The 20,874-nt window shown below is 41.5% G+C and carries 19 protein-coding genes; 6 read left to right on the top strand and 13 right to left on the bottom strand.

The annotated features are described in order from the left end of the window. The first annotated feature begins 12 nt into the window (after positions 1-12). Complete coding sequence (locus G1O98_RS09520; protein WP_163928573.1) at positions 13-960, top strand: glycosyltransferase family 2 protein; 948 nt, start codon at positions 13-15, stop codon at positions 958-960. 129 nt (positions 961-1,089) lie between these two features. Here G1O98_RS09520 and G1O98_RS09515 read toward each other — a convergent pair whose 3' ends face one another. Together G1O98_RS09515 and G1O98_RS09510 are read right to left on the bottom strand one after the other, a co-directional pair. Then, entirely contained in the window at positions 1,090-1,809 is a 720-nt protein-coding gene (locus tag G1O98_RS09515; protein ID WP_163928572.1) for a ParB N-terminal domain-containing protein, read from the bottom strand. After that, entirely contained in the window at positions 1,806-3,188 is a 1,383-nt protein-coding gene (locus tag G1O98_RS09510; RefSeq protein WP_163928571.1) for an AAA family ATPase, read from the bottom strand. The genes G1O98_RS09515 and G1O98_RS09510 overlap by 4 nt, the downstream gene beginning before the upstream one ends. Positions 3,189-3,446: 258 nt before the next feature. Between G1O98_RS09510 and G1O98_RS09505 the strand changes: the two genes are divergently transcribed. Next, positions 3,447-3,818 carry a zinc ribbon domain-containing protein gene (locus G1O98_RS09505; protein ID WP_163928570.1) on the top strand — a complete coding sequence of 124 codons (372 nt, stop codon included), beginning with the start codon at positions 3,447-3,449 and terminating at the stop codon, positions 3,816-3,818. Between the two features lie 211 nt (positions 3,819-4,029). Here the strand turns inward: G1O98_RS09505 and nblS are convergent, their stop codons facing one another. From nblS to yidD, 4 genes are all read right to left on the bottom strand, one after another. Then, positions 4,030-5,976, bottom strand: a complete 1,947-nt coding sequence (gene nblS / locus G1O98_RS09500) for a two-component system sensor histidine kinase NblS (RefSeq protein ID WP_163928569.1) — start codon at positions 5,974-5,976, stop codon at positions 4,030-4,032. Between the two features lie 288 nt (positions 5,977-6,264). Continuing rightward, positions 6,265-8,463, bottom strand: coding sequence for an aminodeoxychorismate synthase component I (gene pabB, locus G1O98_RS09495; RefSeq protein ID WP_163928568.1), 2,199 nt, complete (start codon positions 8,461-8,463; stop codon positions 6,265-6,267). 488 nt (positions 8,464-8,951) lie between these two features. Then, positions 8,952-9,968, bottom strand: a complete 1,017-nt coding sequence (locus G1O98_RS09490) for a sulfate/molybdate ABC transporter ATP-binding protein (RefSeq protein WP_012410079.1) — start codon at positions 9,966-9,968, stop codon at positions 8,952-8,954. Positions 9,969-10,062: 94 nt separating this feature from the next. Beyond that, positions 10,063-10,587, bottom strand: coding sequence for a membrane protein insertion efficiency factor YidD (yidD, locus tag G1O98_RS09485; protein WP_163928567.1), 525 nt, complete (start codon positions 10,585-10,587; stop codon positions 10,063-10,065). Positions 10,588-10,813: 226 nt separating this feature from the next. Between yidD and chlP the strand changes: the two genes are divergently transcribed. Beyond that, entirely contained in the window at positions 10,814-12,034 is a 1,221-nt protein-coding gene (chlP, locus tag G1O98_RS09480) for a geranylgeranyl reductase (RefSeq protein WP_163928566.1), read from the top strand. Positions 12,035-12,484: 450 nt separating this feature from the next. Here chlP and G1O98_RS40660 read toward each other — a convergent pair whose 3' ends face one another. Both G1O98_RS40660 and G1O98_RS09475 read right to left on the bottom strand, forming a co-directional pair. Then, on the bottom strand, positions 12,485-12,616 hold the full coding sequence (locus G1O98_RS40660; protein ID WP_265578546.1) for a hypothetical protein: 132 nt from the start codon (positions 12,614-12,616) through the stop codon (positions 12,485-12,487). Next, positions 12,606-12,758, bottom strand: coding sequence for a hypothetical protein (locus G1O98_RS09475; protein WP_163928565.1), 153 nt, complete (start codon positions 12,756-12,758; stop codon positions 12,606-12,608). Before G1O98_RS09475 ends, G1O98_RS40660 begins: the two co-directional genes overlap by 11 nt. A gap of 92 nt (positions 12,759-12,850) precedes the next feature. Between G1O98_RS09475 and G1O98_RS09470 the strand changes: the two genes are divergently transcribed. After that, positions 12,851-14,185, top strand: coding sequence for a pentapeptide repeat-containing protein (locus G1O98_RS09470; RefSeq protein ID WP_163928564.1), 1,335 nt, complete (start codon positions 12,851-12,853; stop codon positions 14,183-14,185). 68 nt (positions 14,186-14,253) lie between these two features. Here G1O98_RS09470 and G1O98_RS09465 read toward each other — a convergent pair whose 3' ends face one another. From G1O98_RS09465 to G1O98_RS09450, 4 genes are all read right to left on the bottom strand, one after another. Beyond that, positions 14,254-14,868, bottom strand: a complete 615-nt coding sequence (locus tag G1O98_RS09465; RefSeq protein ID WP_163928563.1) for a Uma2 family endonuclease — start codon at positions 14,866-14,868, stop codon at positions 14,254-14,256. A gap of 92 nt (positions 14,869-14,960) precedes the next feature. After that, the gene (locus tag G1O98_RS09460) at positions 14,961-15,581 is read right to left on the bottom strand and encodes a Uma2 family endonuclease (RefSeq protein ID WP_163928562.1); all 621 of its coding nucleotides are present in this window, start codon (positions 15,579-15,581) and stop codon (positions 14,961-14,963) included. A gap of 241 nt (positions 15,582-15,822) precedes the next feature. Beyond that, positions 15,823-16,599 carry a type I methionyl aminopeptidase gene (gene map / locus G1O98_RS09455; RefSeq protein ID WP_163928561.1) on the bottom strand — a complete coding sequence of 259 codons (777 nt, stop codon included), beginning with the start codon at positions 16,597-16,599 and terminating at the stop codon, positions 15,823-15,825. Between the two features lie 20 nt (positions 16,600-16,619). Next, positions 16,620-17,615, bottom strand: a complete 996-nt coding sequence (locus tag G1O98_RS09450; protein ID WP_175586606.1) for a Gfo/Idh/MocA family oxidoreductase — start codon at positions 17,613-17,615, stop codon at positions 16,620-16,622. Between the two features lie 457 nt (positions 17,616-18,072). Here G1O98_RS09450 and G1O98_RS09445 point away from each other — a divergent pair, with 457 nt between their 5' ends. Further along, positions 18,073-18,372, top strand: coding sequence for a ferredoxin (locus G1O98_RS09445; protein WP_012410088.1), 300 nt, complete (start codon positions 18,073-18,075; stop codon positions 18,370-18,372). 361 nt (positions 18,373-18,733) lie between these two features. Here G1O98_RS09445 and G1O98_RS09440 read toward each other — a convergent pair whose 3' ends face one another. Further along, positions 18,734-20,449 carry a SpoIID/LytB domain-containing protein gene (locus tag G1O98_RS09440; protein ID WP_163928559.1) on the bottom strand — a complete coding sequence of 572 codons (1,716 nt, stop codon included), beginning with the start codon at positions 20,447-20,449 and terminating at the stop codon, positions 18,734-18,736. 115 nt (positions 20,450-20,564) lie between these two features. On the opposite strand from G1O98_RS09440, the gene G1O98_RS09435 reads away from it, so the two are divergent. Further along, positions 20,565-20,828: a sulfiredoxin gene (locus G1O98_RS09435; RefSeq protein WP_012410090.1), complete on the top strand. Its 264-nt coding sequence runs from the start codon at positions 20,565-20,567 to the stop codon at positions 20,826-20,828. Positions 20,829-20,874 lie beyond the last annotated feature (46 nt).

Genomic DNA, 20,874 nt, shown 5'->3' with positions numbered 1-20,874 from the left:
CTAGTATAAAATATGCCTAAAATTACTGTTTGCGTTCCTACTTTTAATCGTGTTCATCTTCTTCCTTATGCCATTGACAGTGTACTGAATCAGTCTGAGCAAGACTTTGAGCTAATTGTTTGTGATGATGGTTCTAGCGATCGCACACCTGAGTTAATGTCACAGTATACAGACCACCGGATTAAATATATCCGTCATCTGCAAAATATTGGTAAAAGTAATAATATGCGCTCTGGCTTTGATGCTGCCAATGGTGAATATTTTATTAAATTTGATGATGATGATCGACTCACACCCGATTTTCTCGCAAGTACCGCAGCGATTCTTGCTCAAGACTCTAGCATTGATTTTGTTGGTACAGACCATTGGATAATTGATATTAACAATGTGCGTGATGAGGCAAAAACTCAAGAAAATACTCATCGCTGGGGTAGAAAGAATTTACCAGCAGGTGTTGTAGATAATTTGTTGGAAGTTGTATTTGTTAACCAAAGCTTTCAAGTTGGCGCAACATTATTTCGCCGCAAAACCTTGCAAGAATTAGGATATATGCAGCCAAATATGCAAAACTGTGAGGATAATGATTTATTTGTGCGTTTAGCTTTGGCGGGAAAAAAGGGTTATTATTTACCAAAATTATTGATGGAATATCGCACTCATGCAGAACAGCAAGGTATAAATAGAGCCATTCCTTATTTGTTTGATAAAATGCGGTATTTAGAAAGTTATAAGTTTGATTCTGAAACAATAGAGACAATCAGGAAAAATCGTTTAACTGAAACGCAGTTATTATTAGGTTTGCGTTTAATTGAAAAGGGTGAAACGCAAAAAGGCAGAGAGCTAGTTTTGGCAGGACAGTCTTTTTCAACTCCTAAAGCTTGGACTGGTTTAGGATTATCATTGTTACCCGTTGGGTTGCGAGGTAAAGCGTTTAATGCACTGCGACAGGTGCGGGGTTAAACATTGACATATTGCAATATGGTTCAGTTAGAGCCAAAAATATTAACCTGCGTAGGTTGGGTTGAGGAACGAAACCCAACATTAAGCTTTAATTGTTGGGTTTCACTTCGCTCAACCCAACCTACGATTCTAATAACTTCTTGACCACTCATCAATAATAGTCAAAATTGTTTTATCACCCAAGTTTTTAACAGATTTTACTACATCACGGTAATCTTCAAATTTTTGCTTTGGCTTTTTATGTCGAGCATCTTCTATAGCTTTAGCAAGTTTTTCTGCTCCAGAAATTCTAGAGCGTTGTAATTTTATAGATAATTCATCTTTATCCAAAGAATTCAATAAACTAAGTGGATTATTTTGTTCACCCTTTTGGGGAATAAGGTTTTCAAGTTGCTTGAACTGATTCTCTATTCTCTGTCTTTCTTGTATAAATTCTGACTTAAATTCATTGAATTGCTTCTCAAGACGTAATTCTAAATTTGTCAGACGTGGTTCTAACTTTGTTGTTTCTGGCTGTGGTGCTACAGGTTTAGTAGAAGAATCAATTCCTTTGAGAGATGCAACTTGCTTTAAAACTAAATTTTCTAATTTTGGGGCAATGACAAAGGCATTAACCATTTCAGCTTGCCGAGGATTTTTTTCTCGTGCCCTGACAGCAGCATAGTATTCAAAATGTCCATCAATTACCGTATAACTCTCTACTCCTGTCACTTTCACAACTAATGGTCTGATAATTCCTCCTGTTTCTATAATTATGTCTGCGAGATTTTCCAAATCAGTCTCTGAAAAATTTGATCGAGGTTCATTAGAAGTAATACTTTTTACATCTACTAAAGAGAAATTCATCATTTATTTAACCCTATTCCTGTTAATACTTCGTCTGCTAGGATTTCAAATTCCATAGCAGATTTTTGAGCATCTGATTTTAATTCTTCTGCATATTTCATAACAGATTTTGGATCAGGATATTCTAAATCTCCAACTGTTATAGTCTGATTCATACATTCTGATAGCACAGTTCTATCATAAATTACTGCTTCCATCAAAGGCAGATTGTAACGTTCTAAAATTACGCTTCTTTGCTTAGGAAAAGTATATTGTAAAAATTTAGAATTAGTAGAGATTTTTGAAGCCAAGATACCCATTAATATAATGTCTTGTTTTCCTATCATTTCTCTAAATTCATTAACTTCTATAATAAAGTTTTTAACACTTAACAACCCCTGGTTTGCAAATGGCTTTAAATCTGAAGGTATTATCAGGTAATCAGCAGCTACAAGTGCAACTTTCGCATATAAATCTCTGGATGGAGGCGTATCGATAATAACAATGTCATATTCTTGCTCTACTTTTTTTAATTTCGTAACTAATCTAGTTTTACTAGCATCAATTTGATTAAGTTTATACTGACCTTCTATTAAATTAATATGTGCAGGAATAACATCCAATTCAGGGTTGTTAAAGTAATGTGATTTTCGAGTAACATCGGGTATTAAGTAAAAATCCCCTGATTCTAATAAATGATAAATGTTAGAATCTCGTAAGTCATCTTCTTCGTCAAATTGAAATTTTATTAATCCTGTAGCAAAAGTAGTATTTGCTTGAGAATCTATATCAATCAAAAGAACCCTTTTACCTTTTTTACGTAATGCTGCTGCCAGGTTGACTGCAACAGTAGTCTTTCCAACGCCGCCTTTATTGTGGTAGATTGCAATCGTTTTCATTGAATGTTGCCTGTTTGTTTCAAAATTTGAATTATTTTCTATCTGAATTTTTGATTTATCTACTAGCTGTCCTTCTTTCAAGCTTTCTCTACCAATTAGAGTTTTAATTTCATTTATCTTTATCTCAACTTCTTTCCCAGAGCATTGAAATATTAACTGAATATCAGCCTGTAATTTTTGATAAATTCTAATCTCTTTGCCATTAGTCAGCAATCCATACCTGACATTCAAGCTGGTCAAATAATGCCTGAGTCGGGGGACATGATTATTTAAGTTTTGTTTGGGATGCTTTGCCTCCATGACGACACTCAAGGGTGAGTTGGCATCTAAGACAAAGGGAATCACCTGTGCAGCAAATGCTAAGAAATCTAAGCGGATGCTACCAACTGCAACTTCTTGATGCCAGGTGTCAGGAGTATAACCTAGCTGTGGTAGCAAATATTGCACTATGAGTTTGCTTTCAACTTCGCTTTCGTTACGGCACAGCTCAGGATTAAAAGGCAATATTTCTCTACCTCTAAATAATTATTGGACTTCGGGCAAAACCTCATATTTGCTAGATTATGGCATAGCCTTAATTATATTGAGTGATAGAAATCACTTATAAAATCTAAAAAACTATCATAAAATTAGTACTTCTGCTGATAAAGTAACCAATTTTGACAGCTAGCTATATTCAAAATTAACAGGCTACGTATGTATTTCCCCACTATCCCTGTAAATGGGTAGAATCAAAGTGTTTACCTATTTGCCCTAAAGGTTTTGGCTACTGTATCTTGTCCCCACTGCCATCAACTCGTTGATAGTCAAGCTATTAGTTGTCCCTATTGCCGGACTACACTCAAAGCTTACGGTCATCCCGGTATTCCATTGCACCGCGCTACTGGGGATGGGTATCTGTGCGACACCTGCACCTATCACGCTGATGATACTTGCAATTTTCCTCAGCGTCCCTACGCCAAAGACTGTACTCTCTACCAAAATATTGAACAGACAAAATTAGAGTTGGAACAGCAGCGTTACACTAACAGTTTTGCCGTAACTCTGAAAACTTGGGTAAAACGCAATCAAGCTTTGCTGTTGCTATTAGGTTTATTATTGGTCTGTTTGTTGTTCGTGATATTAAGGTCTTGATTAGTGTTTAGGGACTTGCGTGAAAATAAAGTACCAGTAAACCGAGTTTCGACTTACCTCGGCTCCGCTCGGCACGAGTCGCTCAACTCTCGATGGCTGAGGGTTGAGCGCGGTCGGAATCCGTCTGGTTGGCCCTTACTGGGGAACGGGGAATGGGGGAGATAAGGGAGAAAGAATAACTATGTAATGGCCAATGCCCAATCCCTAAACTTTAGACCGTGGTGATTGTGGATGCTTCAGTAATAGCTTCAACTTGTATTGATGGCGCTTTTTCCTCAAAGGCGGCTAAGTCAAACCAGAAAGTTGTGCCAATGCCAACTTCACTCACTAGATGGACTTTACTACGATGTCTGTCGATGATATTTCTGACAATCGATAATCCTAAACCTGTGCCTTCTAAGGTGTGAACTCGGTTTTCTACGCGAAAGAAGCGTTCAAAAATTGAGTGCTGGTCTTCTGTAGCAATGCCAATTCCAGTATCGGAAATTTCAATCCGCACTGGAGAAGATTGGCTGTAATTGGGTTTGAAATCTAGTTGGTAAGCGCGGATTGCTACTTTACCACCAGCTTTGGTAAATTTGAGGGCATTACCAATTAGGTTGCCAAAAACTTGTACTAACAGATCGTAATTACCCATTACCAGGGGTAAATTAGCAGCAACTTCCTGAAGAAGTTCAACACCTTTATCTTTTGCATTGAGTTGGTAAGTACGCAATGTTTGCTCGATCGCTTGAGCTAGATCCACTCCATCGAAGTTATACTGACGGCCAGATTCGAGTTTTGATAAATCTAATACATCGTTAACTAGGCGGGTTAGGCGATCGGTTTCATGGTTAACTGTTTGCAAAAACTCTTGCCGTTCTTCTAATCCTAAATCTTCGCCGTAGTCATGCAGGGTTTCAATATAGGTTTTGATGTTAAATAAAGGCGTTCGCAGTTCGTGAGAGACGTTGCTGATAAATTGACTTTTTGCATCGTTTAATTCCACCTCACGGGTTATGTCTTGGACAGTAATCGCAATACCTTTGATGCTTTCTCTTTGCACGTTGAGTACTGTAGTCAAGAGAATACGGATTGTTCGAGGGGTGGGTTGGTTAAGAAAAATGCGGAATTCGGCACTTTCACATTCGCCGGCTGCCATTTCATACAATGGGCCACTGATTTCCATTTGTACTGCTGACGGTAAGTGATGCAACACATTGCAGCCGACCACATCAGCCGTTTCCCAGCCAAAAATTCGCCGCGCTGTGGGGTTGACTAATATCACCTGCATGTTGTTATCAATCAACACAGCACCATCTGCGATCGTGGAAACTAGGGTTTCTAGCTTGGCTTTTTCGGCTGTCAGTTCTTCAATATTCTGTTCTTCATAGCGTTCTAATCGCTCTGCCATCTCATTAAAGCTTAAAATTAACTCCCCTAGTTCGCCCCCTAAAGGTAAATCAATCCGCTGCTTGAAATTCCCGGTAGCAATTTCCTTTACCCCCACCAGGAGTTCTTTTATTGGTTTAGTGATGGTCAAAGCGTTTATTACTCCTGCCAAAATCACCATTACCCAAATTGTGATAAAAACGGCAATGGTGACATCGCGGGTAAAATTGGTGGAGATAACAGCAGTCTGATTGGGGTTGATACCGATCGCTAATACACCTAAGTATTTCTTATTAACGATCAGAGGAATAAATACATCGGTAACAACTCCATCTGGGGTCATGTGTTGCCGCACCATCGGCTTTTCCCCATCACCAGGGTAATCTTCTGGCAGTTGTATTCGCCGTTTAATGGTGAGAGAATTTTCTACCTCGGCTTCCCAAAAAGGTATGCCAAAAAAGATTTCCCCGGTTTCATCAGCGTAAAGCATATAACGCACGCTAGAGGTGCTGCTGTAGAAGCGTTGAGAAAATTGGGCAACCTCCGTGAGATTATTGTCAGCCACGAGGGGGGCAACATTGGCAGCAAGCAGCAAACCCAAGTCACGCCCGAAGCGGGTGTCATTCATCCGCGCGTCCTGCTGGATTGTATTCACAGCCCAGAAGGTCAAACCACTCATCACCAAGGAAACCACCAATGTAGCCACAGCCAGCAACTTAGTCTGGAGGGTAAACTCAGACCACCAACTTGCGATCGCATGTCGAATTGTTTTTAACAGAGTTAGCATCTTAAATAAAGTTGTTAGTAGTCTTTGTTATAAAGCCCAACAACTAAAAAATTAACAGTTAATTTGACAAACATGTTAGGGAAGGGGGAATAGGGGAGTTTCAGAGGATATCCCTGTTAAGCTTGTCTTAACGAATTTACCTCATTTGGGCGATCGGAGTTGATATCCAATTGAGGATTAAGGCGTTAAACCCCATTTTTTTATATTGGTTACGCACAGGTGAGTAGTCTAACAAAAATCCCACCTGTTGGGATTTTGAGCGAGTTACCCGACTGAAGTTAGCGGCGGCTAGGAAACTGCTCGCACTTTTTTATAGCTATCAAAAGCCTCTGTTTCTATCCCCTGGATGTAATATTGGTTAGAATCAAAGGCTCCATGCGTGGCGATCATCATGGCATGAATCAATGCCTTTGCTTTCAGAAGTGTTTCTTGAAACTCCATTTCAGGATCAGAAAGCGCCACAATGCCGCCGCCAACGCCAATTGAGGTTTCCTCTGGAGTCAGCACAGCAGTACGAATGACAATATTCAAATCAGCCGAACCATTCAATCCCAAAAAGCCGATCGCTCCTGAGTAAACTCCCCGTGCTTCTTGCTCTAATCGATCGATAATCTCAAGGGTTCTGAGTTTGGGAGCGCCTGTCATCGAACCGCCGGGAAAGGCGTTGCGAATGCAGTCTGTGGCGCTCATATCAGCGCGTAAATGACCGCGAATAGTCGTCACCAGTTGATGTACCGTAGCATAGGTTTCCACATCCATCAATTTGGGAACATGGACAGTACCGACTGCACAAACCCGTCCTAAATCATTGCGAAGCAAATCCACAATCATCAGATTTTCAGCCCGATCTTTTTCACTGTTCCGCAATTTTTCACGCAGGATAAAATCTTCGTTGGGTGTTTTTCCTCGTGGTAGCGTTCCCTTAATGGGCTTTGTTTCCACCCAGCCTTGACAATCAATGTGCAGAAATCGCTCTGGAGATGAGCAAGCGATCGCCAAATCACCAAAGCGCAAAAATGCAGAGTATGGAGCAGGATTGATGCGGCGTAATGAACGATAGAACACTAGGGGATCGGGTGTTGTGTCTGTGTGAATCTTGTTTGTTAAACAAACTTGATAAGTTTCTCCTTCGTGAATTTCTTGCAAACACATCTGAATATTATCAAGATAAGTCTTTTCAGACCGACTTAAGCGGAAAATAACAGGTGTCTTAACTTCTGGTGGAACAATAGGCGATAGGGGAAGAAGATGGTCAATCTGGTGTTTTGTCCATTCAAACCAGGCTTCTGCTAAGTCGTATTGTCCGTGCTGAATTAGGCAAAGCAGATAGAGGGTTTGCTCCTGGTGATCGATTGCAATCATTCGATCAGCTAACAGAAACATAGCATCAGGTAAGCTAGAGGCGTGATTTAATTTAGATCCGCACTCTGCCTTTAGTTCATAGCCAAAGTAACCTACAAACCCGCAGTTGAAATCGAAGGGTAAATCATCAGATGGGCAATGTCGCCGTTCAATTTCATGCTGGAGATATTCAAAAATCCCCTTTGTCTTACAGCTTATGTTATCAGACTGTGTAATTGTGAGTTCCTGCGTTAGCGAAGCGCTGCCGTCTACGGCAGATCGCGTCTGATAGCGAATTAGCAGACTGTTTTCGCCACCGCTATCTCCCATAAAGGAAAAGCGAGAAAGACCAGATTCAACCAGACTGCTATCTAGCCAGAAGGTATTTGGTGATTTGCCAAACAAATGCACAAACATTTGCTCGGTATCGGGATACAGATTCAGCTTCTGCGTACAAAGTTGAAATTCCTGTTGCTGTTTTTGGGAAGAAGAACTTGGAGGTATGGGAGCAGCACCACTATCTCCTACCCAATAGTGTTTTCTCGGACTATTGCCTCGCTCTTGGGCAAATTTTAGGGTAATCTCTCTAAAATTCTCAAATAAGGTTTGTCCATACTGAGTACAGATTGACTCTGGATGAAACTGCACACCCCATAGCGGCAAAGATTGATGGCGCATTCCCATCACCAGATTGTCCTCTGTCCACGCTACTTTTTCTAAACAGTCTGGTAGGTCATTTGCAACCAGCAAAGAATGGTAGCGCACAACAGAGAAAGGGGAAGGAATTCCCGCAAATAAATCAGTACCACTGTGATAAACTTCACTGATCCGACCATGCTGAACTTCGGGTGCATGAATAACTTTTCCTCCATACTCATTACCAAGTCCTTGATGTCCAAGACAAACACCTAGAAGTGGCACTTGGGTATTTTGAATAGCTTGACTACAGATCCCAAAATCTTTTAGATTTTCAGGACGACCTGGCCCTGGTGAAATCACAATGTTGTCAAATTCCCAATTTTGCAGTTCATCCCATGCAAATTGATCGTTGTAAATCACAGTGGGATACTCTGCATTTACTTCTGCAATTAATTGGTAAAGATTAAAAGTATAAGAGTCATAATTGTCAATAATTAGGGTTTTCATCTTGGAAGTTTCGGTGTTGTTATGCTTGTTGGTCTATACACTGGCACAAAGACAAATACAAGCAGCTTTATTCAAGTCTAAATCAACGTTAAAAATCAGTTTATTTACCTAACTAAGTGACCAGGTTTTCGCTGGATATTTCAATGCTTTTAGTGGATTTGTTTAATGTTATTTAATACCCAAATACAGATTTTAGTTGCAATGAAATAGAGATTTTATCTTAATGTTTTGACGAAATATTACTTACGTTACTATAACTATGTCACCTAAATATTTTCTGTATTTCTTATACTATTAATTAATTGACTTTTTATTCATTGGCTAATCAATTTAATTGTTCTGCTATTTTATTCCATTACAATTGTAGACAATTTTAGCATTGTAAAGTGATGCTCTCTCTAACCTACGTAAGATTAAAACCCCTAGCCAATAGCTGAATTAGACAGCGATTAACTAGGGGTTTTGATCGTTGGGAAACTGGCAAAAGTCTAAATTGAATAAGACACAGGGAAGGATTTCGCATCCTTTGGCTTGACATATATACGCTGTTTCGGTTCTAACTCTAAGTCATTAAAGCGATCGCGCGTTAAATGGGCCATCACCACTTGCCCATCATCGAAAGTTAATTCTACCTGAATTTCCCAACCTAAATGTATCAATCGGCTCACTGTTGCAGGTGTAGTGGCACCGTTAGCAGCCTTTTCTAAAATCACATCTTGCGGGCGCAAAAATACTTGTGGATGTGGCGCATCAAACCCGCTACTTTGAAAAATCTTCGAGTTGCTGGGTAATACATTTACCGGGCCGATGAAGCTCATCACAAATGCGGTGGCAGGATTATCATAAATTTCCGATGGTGTCCCCACCTGTTCCACGCGCCCTTTATTCATGACCACAACTTCATCGGAAACTTCCATTGCTTCCTCTTGGTCGTGGGTGACAAAAACCGTGGTAACATGAACCTCATCATGGAGGCGGCGTAACCATGCCCGTAAATCTTTGCGGACTTTAGCATCAAGTGCGCCAAAGGGTTCATCTAGAAGTAATACTTCAGGTTCTACTGCTAATGCCCTTGCTAAGGCTACCCGTTGTCTTTGACCACCAGAAAGTTGTGATGGATAGCGATCGCCTAATCCACTCAATTGCACCAACTCTAGTAATTGTTCTACCTTTCCTTTAATCTTCTTTGGCTGTGCCTTACGAATTTCTAAGCCAAAAGCAATATTCTGCCTGACAGTCAAATGCTTAAATAGGGCATAGTGCTGAAATACAAAGCCAATATTGCGCTGCTGCACGCTTTGGTATGTAGCATCCTTACCAGTAAGCAGGATTTTGCCGCTATCTGGCATTTCTAAACCTGAAATTAACCGTAGTAGCGTAGATTTACCCGACCCCGACGGCCCAAGCAACGCAACTAGCGAACCACTCTTAATTTCCAGGCTAACCTCATCAACAGCCTTGAAACTCCCGAATTGTTTGGAGACATTCTCAACTACTATGCCCACTGCTGCTATACCTCTGCAACTAAATCTACAGATCCTTGGTAGGATTACTGTGTCTTACATATACCATACATAATTATTTTTAGATGAACAAGATTTAGCTACCGCAACTGCCACAGTCGAGGAAGCTACAATCAGCGCCACTGCAATCAAGAAAACCACAATCCGGGGGACTACAATCAGGAGTCATGTTAAGTATCTCGGCACAATTGCAGCCCAAATCAGCACAATCAAAACATTCAGTATTGTTGCTGTTAACAAATGAGGATGTTTGACCAACTTTACCAGATGCTTGTTTTCGTTGCTGTGTTTCTGCTTCTTCCTCTGTGGATTCTTCTGAATTCTCGATTGACATAGACATATAGCGGAAAGCTACTGCGCTTTTACGCAAAATATGGTTAGCTTCTTTACAAGCTTGAAATCGTTTACGAGAATTGACAAATGCTACTTTTAACCCTTCCTTAGCAATTACCCGCTTGAAGTACCCAGAGCATGATTCGCCGCCATATAGTATTCTGTGGGCACAAGCAAAACCTTTGTGTGGGGAAATGTACTTTTGATATCCGGTAATTGCGGCGACACTAACTTGTCTAGCAAAAGAATCGAACAACGAAATCTGCATATTTTGGGACTGGGGATTGGGGACTGGGGACTAGGCAATATTCTTCATTCTTCCCAATTCCCAATGCCCAATGCCCCATTCCCAATACCCTATTCCCAATCTCAATTCGTATCGAAACATTAAGGAATATTGCATTTAAGCAGAAACCTAGAGGAAAAGCGCCAAATCACTAGAAAGACCGTGGTAGTATGCTCTCGGTAAATGTGAAGATTTGGGAGAAAGACCTTTGACACTACGGGTTGCTGTTATTGGGTCAGGCCCTGCTGGTTCATCTGCCGCTGAAACACTGGCAGCCTCTGGGATTGAAACCTACCTATTTGAGCGGAAGCTAGACAATGCAAAGCCTTGTGGGGGCGCAATTCCCCTATGTATGGTGAGTGAATTTGACTTACCACCAGAGATTATCGATCGCCGGGTACGGAAGATGAAAATGATTTCACCTTCTAATCGGGAAGTTGATATCAATCTGGTAAATGAAGATGAATATATAGGAATGTGCCGCCGGGAAGTGCTGGATGGCTTTTTGCGCGATCGCGCGGCAAAATTAGGCGCAAATTTAATTAATGCCACTGTTCATAAACTTGATATACCAGGAAACAATACTGATCCCTATACCATCCATTACGTTGACCATACAGAAGGTATTTCACAGGGGATTGCTAAAACCCTGAAGGTGGATTTAATCATTGGGGCAGATGGGGCTAATTCTCGCGTTGCCAAAGAAATGGACGCTGGGGATTACAATTATGCGATCGCTTTCCAAGAGCGAATTCGCTTACCCGAAGACAAAATGGCCTACTATAACGACCTCGCCGAAATGTATGTCGGTGATGACGTTTCGACCGATTTCTACGCTTGGGTTTTCCCCAAATATGACCACGTAGCTGTCGGTACTGGCACAATGCACATCAACAAAGCCAGCATCAAACAGTTACAAGCTGGTATCCGCGCCCGTGCTTCCGAAAAATTGGCAGGCGGTAAAATCATCAAAGTCGAAGCCCACCCCATTCCTGAACATCCCCGTCCCCGTCGTGTCGTTGGTCGCATCGCTTTGGTGGGAGATGCTGCTGGTTACGTTACCAAATCCTCTGGCGAAGGTATTTATTTTGCCGCTAAATCTGGGCGGATGTGTGCCGAAACCATTGTAGAAGCATCTAACAGTGGTAGCCGTATTCCTACAGAAGGCGACCTCAAGGTTTACCTGAAGCGTTGGGATAAAAGATACGGACTCACCTACAAGGTGCTGGACATTCTGCAAAGCGTGTTCTATCGTTCCGACGCTACCCGCGAAGCGTTTGTGGAAATGTGTGATGACCTCGATGTACAACGGCTAACATTCGATAGCTATCTGTATAAAACGGTTGTCCCAGCTAATCCCATCACCCAATTGAAGATTACTGCCAAAACCATTGGTAGTCTAATTCGGGGTAATGCCCTTGCACCTTAATTGAGGGCAAAGGACTGGGAATTCCAACAAATAAATTACTCAATTTTGTGGGGTGGATATCTTGCACGCTGATTAATCAGGGAGAGCAAGATGCTTACCCCACAATATATATTTTTATCCATGTCGTAGGGGCAATTGATGAATTGCCCCTACGACATAGTTTTTCAAATAGGTCTTTCAATGTGACTTATAAAATCTCTTATTTTTTCTCAGCGATCTCTGTGCCTCTGCGGTTTAAAAGTTTTTTAACCACAGAGGCAAGGCAGCTCGGTCTTCTCCCAAAGGGAGAGGCTAGCGCCTTTCCTTTGGAACGCTACGCGAACGCGGAGCGTCTCGTAGAGAAGGGGGTTTCCCCCATGAGCGACTGCCGCGCAGAGGACACAGAGTAAAGAGCTTAAAATCATCAGATACACTTCATTTAGCGACTTGCAAAAAATAAATTATCCCAAATTATTGACCACTCATAGTATGGCGTGAACCTGCGATCGCTACCTTCTTACCTTGACGTAAAGCATCTCTAAGTACAGACTGTAGTAGCACCTCAGCAACTCCAGGCTGACTCTTAACCTGCTTAATTGTCACCTGTGTCTGATGTCAGGTGACTGGCATCATCAACCGTGCCAGGAGGCAGAGGTTGACGATCATTGCGATCGCTCCAAGCTTTTAAAGTCAGGTGAGTAACAGGTCTGGCGATTATTGTTAGGGCAATTGTGATAGTTGCCACAAGCACAAGCAGGATAATCTTGAGCCTATTTTTTAACAATTTACACCGTAGGAACGCTGCATAACCAGGATTGAAGGGGCAAAATAGAAAACATGACGATTGAATCCGATTCCTCTAATCTACCAACCCCAGAACCAGTCCCCGAAAACGACTTGCAACCGGATGACTTTGACGGTAGTTCAACTGAGAGAAACCTAACCTCAGAAGTACTCGCGGTGATTGGGTCTTTACAATCTCCGCAACATACAATTGCTTTACAACAAGCCCGTTCTGACTTCAAGCAACCCATTACCAGCCAATTCACAGTTAAGCCAAGGGCATTGCTAATTACTCTAATAGCGATCGCCATCACCTTTATTGGAATTATCCTCAATAACTGGATCGTTGGTATTATCGGAACACTGATAACTTTGCTGTTATCCTTAGCGATATTATTGCCTTGGTTCCAAGAAGTTTTAAACGAGTGGTTTTCACCCCAAGAACGCACCCTGTTTGTGGCCTTTTTGGGGCTAATAATAGCAATCATCGGCTTGATCAGGTTCACAGGTGTGAGCGATCGCTTACTTGCTTTAGGACGCAAAATTAACTGGGACATTGCTGGTAGCCTAGCAGAATGGTTTGGTGCTTTGGGACAAATTCTGATCGCCATCATTGCCGTTTATGTAGCGTGGCGGCAATATGTTATTTCCAAAGACTTGACAATTCAGCAAAACATGCTAACGATTCAGCAAAATATTATCACCCAGCAACAGACAATTGATTCCTATTTCCAAGGCATTTCAGACTTGGTGTTAGATGAAGAAGGATTATTAGAAGATTGGCCCCAAGAAAGAGCGATCGCTGAAGGACGCACTGCGGCAATTTTAAGTAGCGTTGATGGTAGTGGTAAAGCGAAAATTCTCCGCTTTCTCTCACGTTCCAAGTTGTTGTCACCCCTAAAACGCGATCGCCTATTAGGTCGAGCCATTCTCGATGGGACTGGCGGATATGCAGAAGACCGTCTGGAAGGTCTGCGTGTCATCGATTTAGGTGTAATGCTAGCCGCAGCCGACCTTTCTGGCACTGATTTGCGTTGGACTGACCTCAGCGAAGCTAATCTTGTCCGCGCTAATTTGACCGGTTGTGACTTAGTAAAAGCCAACCTCTCCCGCACAATTTTATATAATGCTAATCTTACTGGTGCCGACATCAACGGCATTCGCCTATTCTACGGTTTAGTAGATAAAGCATCACCCCGCAGTCGGACTGAACCCCCAGATTATGAAACCGGCGAACAAACTGGTGCTGTAGTGGAAAATGCCGATTTCAGTAATGTGCAACGGATGTCTGAGTCTGCACGTTGCTACTGTTGTACTTGGGGTGGCGAAAAAACTAGAGCTACTATTCCTGGTGGTTGTGAAGGTATTCCTAATAAGTTGGGAAGATAGTTTTTAGATAAGCCCAAAACACTTGTAGAGACGGCGATTTATCGCGTCTTTAAATAGTAGATAAAAAATTAGTTAGCCGCATTAAAAATCTGTTGTGCAGTTAAATTTAATTGAGGAAATGTAGGTGATAAAATCGCTGTGTTGCCTTGAAAAGGTGTCATTTGATATTCGCCATCAACTAATTCGCATACAAAAATAGTTGGTTGTTTGGGATTCCCGATGAACTTTCTTGCACCCAATGCAGCATAATCAGCAATCCAATATTCGGGAATTCCCATTTCTTCATAATCTCTAAGTTTATTGTAGTAATCATCTCGCCAGTTGCTTGAAACAACTTCTATAACTATTGGAACTGATGCGGCTTGGCTTACTGTTGACTGTTTTTGAAAAAGCGGTTCATTGTCGAGATTATCAAGATTTAGCAGCAACACATCAGGCGAATAAGCGGATTCGGCAGAAGGAATTTGGATAAATGAAGTTTTGGGGATTCCGTAGGGTAAATTAAGACGATCAAACTCCACGGTTAATTTCCGCGACAAAAACGCAACAACTTTTTCATGCGCTCCGGTTGGGGGTGGCATTTCAATAATTACTCCTTTGTGCAATTCATAGCGTTTAGTGTCATTGGGATACCATTCAATAAATTCGTTGAAGGTGAGTAATTTGGGCAACGCTTGAGTCATAATCTTACCTCCATATATGTTTTACTTTATTAGCTTTAAAAAGTGTAAATGTTTATTCCCAAAGAATACGACGTTTTCCTCAATCTCTAACTCTAGCGACCCGCAACAAATATCTGTTCTGCGGTCAGATTCAGGTCTGGAAACGTTTGGGAGATGAGGCGTTCTGTTCCTCTAAACTGTTGTGCTTGATAAATTCCATCAACTAACTGATAAATCGTGATTGTAGGTTCTTTGGATAAGCCAATGTAGCGTTTGCCTCCTAGCCCTAGATAATCCGCGATCCAGTACTCACCAATACCTAAAGCTTCGTAGTCTTCCACTTTCCGAGCATAATCATTCTGCCAATTAGTACTGACAACCTCTACTACTAACTTTACAGACTTGCCTAGTGTAATAACTGGCTCAGTTTTCCATAATGGTTCATTTGCCAAACTAGTCTGATCAAGAATCACAACATCTGGTCTAAAGGCTGAATTTTGACCTAATGGCTTAATTAGGCATTTCATGGGAATAAACCAAGGCAAGTTGAGCAGATCAATTGCTACGTTAAGCTTACGATTAATTAACCCAGCAACCTGTTCATGAAGTCCAGTAGGTTCCAAGTCGATTATTTCTCCGTCAATTAACTCGTAGCGTATATCATCTAGATAGCCAGCAACGAATTCCTCAGAGCCAATATTACCTGTATTAATAGTGGCTGATACCATAGACATTTGTCCTTCCAGGTTCAGTACAAGAGCAGGTATTGCTGCTCTTGATTATTCTAACTATCTTTGATTAGGCAATTGACTAATATGCTTCAAAATCTGAAGTACACTATACAACTCATTGCTCCGGTTATAGACATCAAAAAAACTCTAATCCATAGAACAATATTACTTGCTCTAGTGTGACATTTTCCGCAGCAACAGTTAGAGCCATTATGTTAATTCAATAGTAGAAAAACCTACCAGTTTAGTAATTCTCGCCTTCAGGTAGGGTGAGAATTTCAACGCCATCTTCAGTTACGGCTAAGGTATGTTCACATTGAGCAGAAAGCTTGCGATCGCGCGTTACCGCAGTCCACTTGTCGCTGAGAACTTCGACTTCGTAAGTACCTTCATTAATCATTGGCTCAATAGTAAAAACCATCCCCGGTCTCAGGCGCTTGCCTTTGCCGCGAGTACCATAATGGGGAACATCCGGCGCAGTGTGAAAAATGTTGCTGATGCCGTGTCCAACAAAATCTCGCACTACAGAAAAGCCTTGCCCTTCAGCATACTCTTGAATAGCTGCACCAATATCGCCAATGCGTGCCCCAGGTTTAACTTCAGCAATACCCAGGCGCAAACACTCTTCTGTCACCTCTACCAGCTTTCTCGTTTTTGGGGAAGGAGTGCCAACAAAGAATGTCTTGGATGTATCGCCATGATACCCTTCAACAATGGGCGTTACATCGATATTAATAATGTCACCATCTTTGAGAATCTGCTTGGCGTTGGGAATGCCATGACAAATTACCTCATTGACACTGGTACAAATCGATTTTGGATAACCCTTATAGCCAAGAGGTGCGCTTTTTGCTCCATGCGCTTGCGTCCAACGTTCGGCTTCATCATTTAGTTCTAGAGTGCTAACCCCTGGCTTCACAAACGGTTCGAGATGCTGGAGAAGTTTGGCTGCTAAACGCCCAGCTTGACGCATTTTCTCTATTTCTCGTTGGGATAAAATGACAATTAGTTCAGTTTTCATTAACTTTTATCTAGACAAATTTACATAAACATAGTGAACCCTGTCTGTGCAGCTCTTTGAGCAGCATCAGCAACCTTTAAGGTATACAAACTCTGCTCTGGGGTAACGTACAAAGGAGTGCCATCAAAAAGATGGTCTAACACCATAGCTGTGTCTTTGGCAAACAAACCCCGACGAGGGCCAACCTCTATAGATGTTGTTTCCCCTGGCTGGATGAAAATTCCTGTGTCGCCATCAAAGACTAAACCACCTTTTTCTCCGTGAACTTCAAACTTGCGTTCTGATTGCCAAATACTTTCGCCTTTGCCATATACTACTTGGGCTAAAAGTCCACTGTTAAAGCACAGTTCACTAGTACAAAAACAGGTTTGGTAATATTCCGGTTCTATTTCCCAATATCGCTGATGACAGTTAACAGTAAATACTGTACCAAATAAATCGATGAGGCGATGTAGGCGAGACAGGGCCCCAATTAAGGGAAAACCGAACAACTCGTGGTTATAAGTCCATTTACGGGGTGCAGGATTTTGGGGATTGATGGTGCTGTAGCGAGCATAAAACACTTCACCGACTTTGGCTAAGTTTTGCTTCAAGGCTTGATGCAAACCACCCAAAAGTTCTAAGTGTTCCACGTGCAAGAGTTTTTTTTGTGCTTTGGCTAGGGCAATAAGTTCGTCTGCTTCGACTACATCCAACGAAAGGGGATACTCTATAATTACATGTTTGCCATTGGTAAGTGCTGCACGAGCGATCGCACCATGATCTCGATTAACAGTACAAATCACCACTAGGTCTACATCTTCACGCTCTACTAGCTCTTGCCAAGCACTTAATGCTTTAATCTGGTACTCTCTGACAAAGGCTTCTGTTTTTTCTGCGGTATGACCAACAACCGCCATCAACTGCGATCGCTCATCATGGAGCAATGCTTCAGCCCGGAACTTTGCCGCATACCCAGTACCTACCAAACCTACACGCACTCTTGCTTTTTCCAAAGCTGCTCCTGAATTAGACATAATCATTTTATATAAAAACTTGGCACAAACTCATTATGTAACCTGCTTAAAAATCGGTTTTTGTTAGTCTTAAAATTTTCCGAGTTGTTGCAGGAAGTTTCTTGGTTTCAAACAACCTCTCAAGTTTCTTGATTGTCTTGACAAAAATCCGATCTTATGGATTAAAAATCCTTGCTGCAAATTTAAATAACATCAAATTTAATCATGTTTTCTTAGCTAGAACATAGTTTTTTATTATCACAGCTCAACTAGGGCAGTAAATACATAAATAAAACTTATCGGGATTAAGCAACTAAATTTCATTACTAATCGGGTTCAATTTCGAGTTACATAGTTTAATTTTTCTCGTAGTATCAGAATTGAAGCAAATATAAACTAGCGGCTAATTCTCAAGAACAGCCGCGACCTTTGCCTTAAGATAACTTATACTGCCGTTCACAAAAGAGAGGATTACTCAATGCCAACCTATAAAGTGACACTAATTAACGAGGCTGAAGGGCTGAACACAACTCTTGATGTTGAGGACGATACCTATATTCTAGACGCAGCTGAAGAAGCTGGTATTGACCTGCCCTACTCTTGTCGTGCCGGTGCTTGCTCTACCTGTGCAGGTAAACTCGTATCAGGTACTGTCGATCAAGGCGATCAATCATTCTTAGATGACGATCAAATAGAAGCTGGATATGTACTGACCTGTGTTGCTTACCCAACTTCTAATGTCACAATCGAAACTCACAAAGAAGAAGAACTCTATTAAGAGCAAAACTAAATAGCCAAAAACCTATTTCTATTGGTGATTATAGTTGCTCGAACATTTGGACTGAGTGATCGTCCAAGGTCTCAATGCTGCAAGACTAAGCATCAATTTGTGTGTGCCTCTTAAAGCCACTTTGAAAAAAAGACTGATTTCATGTTGAGCAGGAACACAGTAAATTTAGTGTTCCTGCTTAATTTTTTTAGTATAGAGTTCCACCTCAGCAATTTTGCCTTTTGTTGACTCCTTATTCCTACCTCTAGATAGAGGTAGGAATAAGGAGGTAGAAACTTTTTCTATCTAATTTTGAGTCCTGTATTTTGTACCTCACTCAAAAAGCAAACTGCTGTAAAAAGCGATTAGCTTAGAATTTAATCTCTTTGTTGAGAACTTGAATCTGAGTACCAGGATAATAAAATTGGAGAATTTTAGGACTTGACCAACCTAGTTTTGCTAGATTTTGAGCGCCAGTTTGACTCAAGCCAACTCCATGTCCTAATCCACCACCAATAAAAGCGTATCCCCACAGTTCTGGTTTGCCTTTATTCAGAGGTTCTAGGTAAAAAAACGTACTTGTAGGAGCAGCAAAGGCACTGCGAACTTCGTCTTTGTGGAGAATAAAGGTGCTTTTATCAGTTTTAACCGCGAGTTCAAGGATGCGTCCACTCTCGCTTCGCTTCACCACTGCCATAGCCTGAATTGTCTTAAATTTGGCATGAGGACTGTTTTTTACCTGCAAAAATTTCTGCAAGTCCTTGATAATATCCTCTAAACGGGTTTCTCTGCGCCAACGAAAAGCATCCCATTTGCTCTCATTAAATCCCTGTTGGATATTAATAAATTTATGGAAGTTCTTTTCATCTGCCAAACTCTGCTTAGATAAGTTCCAAAAATTAGTCGCAGCATCTAGCACAGGGCGCAAATAGGGACGATTATCGCCATTCCAGATATCGCTGAAGGAAGCAGTGACACCACCTGTGGTAGAAGAATACAGGGCATCTACTAGTTCGTTTTTATAAGTTACTACCTTACCCCTGGTGGAGGCGATCGCTTGGTCTGTTTTAGCAGCCGCTCCATTTAGCCCATAATAAACTTGGCAGTGAGTATCGGCACACAACTGATAGTTATCTGCGGCAAACCTGCGTAAATTTCTTAAAGCATAAGTCCGGGCGAGAATTGCTTGGGCTTCTAGCGCTGCTTTTGGTGCATCCGTTCCTATTTCGTAAGGCACAACCCCACGTAAATAAGTTTCTAAAGGGACTTGGTTAACTAAAGTGTATGTGCCGTAAGCATTTGGCTGCAAATTCATCTGTCCAGAATAAAGACGAGCATTTTCTGGCTTTTCGCTTTTATTCACCCGAATCAAGTTTTTATCAGTGCTGATTTCCAAATCATTTGGGCTATAGCGTTTACCATCCACCACCCAACTAACTTGTGGCAATTGTTTTAAAACTTTAGTATCAAGATATACTTTATCTTTGTTAGAAGTTTGGATGTTTTGCAATAGTAAGCGTCGCAATAAAGGAGTGCTATAAACATCTCGTTTAGCCCAAACCTGCCAGCGTTCTGGCTGAGCGATTTCCACTTCTATTCCCTGAGAACGCCATTTGTTAGCACTGTCTTCCGCAGTTTCAAAAGTACGGTATGTCCCTAAGACTACCATTTCTTCAACTGCTGGCTGGGGTAAAGCTTGCATAACTGTTTCCAGCTTTACAGGGTTCTTTGTCAGCAGGATTTGCTGCTTGTTGCCCGCTTGAAATTTTAGCTTTAAGCGATCGCCTTTTGTGGGTTCCAGTTGCAGTTTGGCTGTGGGTTGTGAACCAAATCGCTGCACAATCCCAATTTTCAGTCCTATATCCTGGATGTTACTCTCAGGACCTGATGCAGCAGTCAATCCCAATAGACAAAATGTTGTCAGCACAGTGTGGGAAAAACGCCAAAACAAAAATTTCATGGCTACCTGATAGCGTACCCCTATGGGGAAGCAAGCTACGCGCAGCATATCGAGCTTCTTTTGCCCCCTAATGCGGCGTTGGAGCTTATTTTCCAATTGCTTTGCAGTGCGGTCTTTTTGTCGCATGAGCGCTCCAATGATACCATTACCAGTTTTGCCCCAAATATACGTTGCAAAACGAAGTCATAACGACTATGATTTATTTAGAGACACAAAACAGAACTAGTTGGATAAACTCCTTATGGTTAGAGTCCAAGAAATTCCATTAAATCAGATAAAACGGCCATTGCCCCGTGCAAACGATCCAAATAAAGTGCAAGCCTTAATGGAATCGATTGCGGAGATTGGGCAGCAAGAACCTATTGATGTCCTAGAAGTAGATGGACAATATTATGGCTTTTCTGGTTGCCATCGGTATGAAGCTTGCCAGCGTTTAGGCAAAGAAACCGTTTTAGCCAGAGTTCGTAAAGCACCCCGTAGCGTTTTAAAGATGCACTTGGCATAGAGAATGAGATAGGGAGGCAGGGGAGGCAGGGGGAGAGATGGTGCAA

This window comes from Nostoc sp. UIC 10630 (assembly GCF_010747425.1).
In the GTDB taxonomy this organism is placed as follows: Bacteria; Cyanobacteriota; Cyanobacteriia; order Cyanobacteriales; family Nostocaceae; genus Nostoc.
The sequence above is the reverse complement of the archived record's forward strand: the minus strand, read 5'-3'. Positions and strand labels throughout refer to the sequence as shown.

What these genes read in the sequence shown, in the direction of transcription:
- G1O98_RS09460 (WP_163928562.1), bottom strand. Translation starts at nt 15,581, where the DNA reads ATGTCTATGGTATCAGCCACTATTAATACAGGTAATATTGGCTCTGAG.
- yidD (WP_163928567.1), bottom strand. Translation starts at nt 10,587, where the DNA reads ATGCAGATTTCGTTGTTCGATTCTTTTGCTAGACAAGTTAGTGTCGCC.
- G1O98_RS09450 (WP_175586606.1), bottom strand. Translation starts at nt 17,615, where the DNA reads ATGTCTAATTCAGGAGCAGCTTTGGAAAAAGCAAGAGTGCGTGTAGGT.
- G1O98_RS09465 (WP_163928563.1), bottom strand. Translation starts at nt 14,868, where the DNA reads ATGACTCAAGCGTTGCCCAAATTACTCACCTTCAACGAATTTATTGAA.
- G1O98_RS09435 (WP_012410090.1), top strand. Translation starts at nt 20,565, where the DNA reads ATGGTTAGAGTCCAAGAAATTCCATTAAATCAGATAAAACGGCCATTG.
- G1O98_RS09470 (WP_163928564.1), top strand. Translation starts at nt 12,851, where the DNA reads ATGACGATTGAATCCGATTCCTCTAATCTACCAACCCCAGAACCAGTC.
- nblS (WP_163928569.1), bottom strand. Translation starts at nt 5,976, where the DNA reads ATGCTAACTCTGTTAAAAACAATTCGACATGCGATCGCAAGTTGGTGG.
- pabB (WP_163928568.1), bottom strand. Translation starts at nt 8,463, where the DNA reads ATGAAAACCCTAATTATTGACAATTATGACTCTTATACTTTTAATCTT.
- G1O98_RS09440 (WP_163928559.1), bottom strand. Translation starts at nt 20,449, where the DNA reads ATGCGACAAAAAGACCGCACTGCAAAGCAATTGGAAAATAAGCTCCAA.
- G1O98_RS09515 (WP_163928572.1), bottom strand. Translation starts at nt 1,809, where the DNA reads ATGATGAATTTCTCTTTAGTAGATGTAAAAAGTATTACTTCTAATGAA.
- map (WP_163928561.1), bottom strand. Translation starts at nt 16,599, where the DNA reads ATGAAAACTGAACTAATTGTCATTTTATCCCAACGAGAAATAGAGAAA.
- G1O98_RS09520 (WP_163928573.1), top strand. Translation starts at nt 13, where the DNA reads ATGCCTAAAATTACTGTTTGCGTTCCTACTTTTAATCGTGTTCATCTT.
- G1O98_RS09445 (WP_012410088.1), top strand. Translation starts at nt 18,073, where the DNA reads ATGCCAACCTATAAAGTGACACTAATTAACGAGGCTGAAGGGCTGAAC.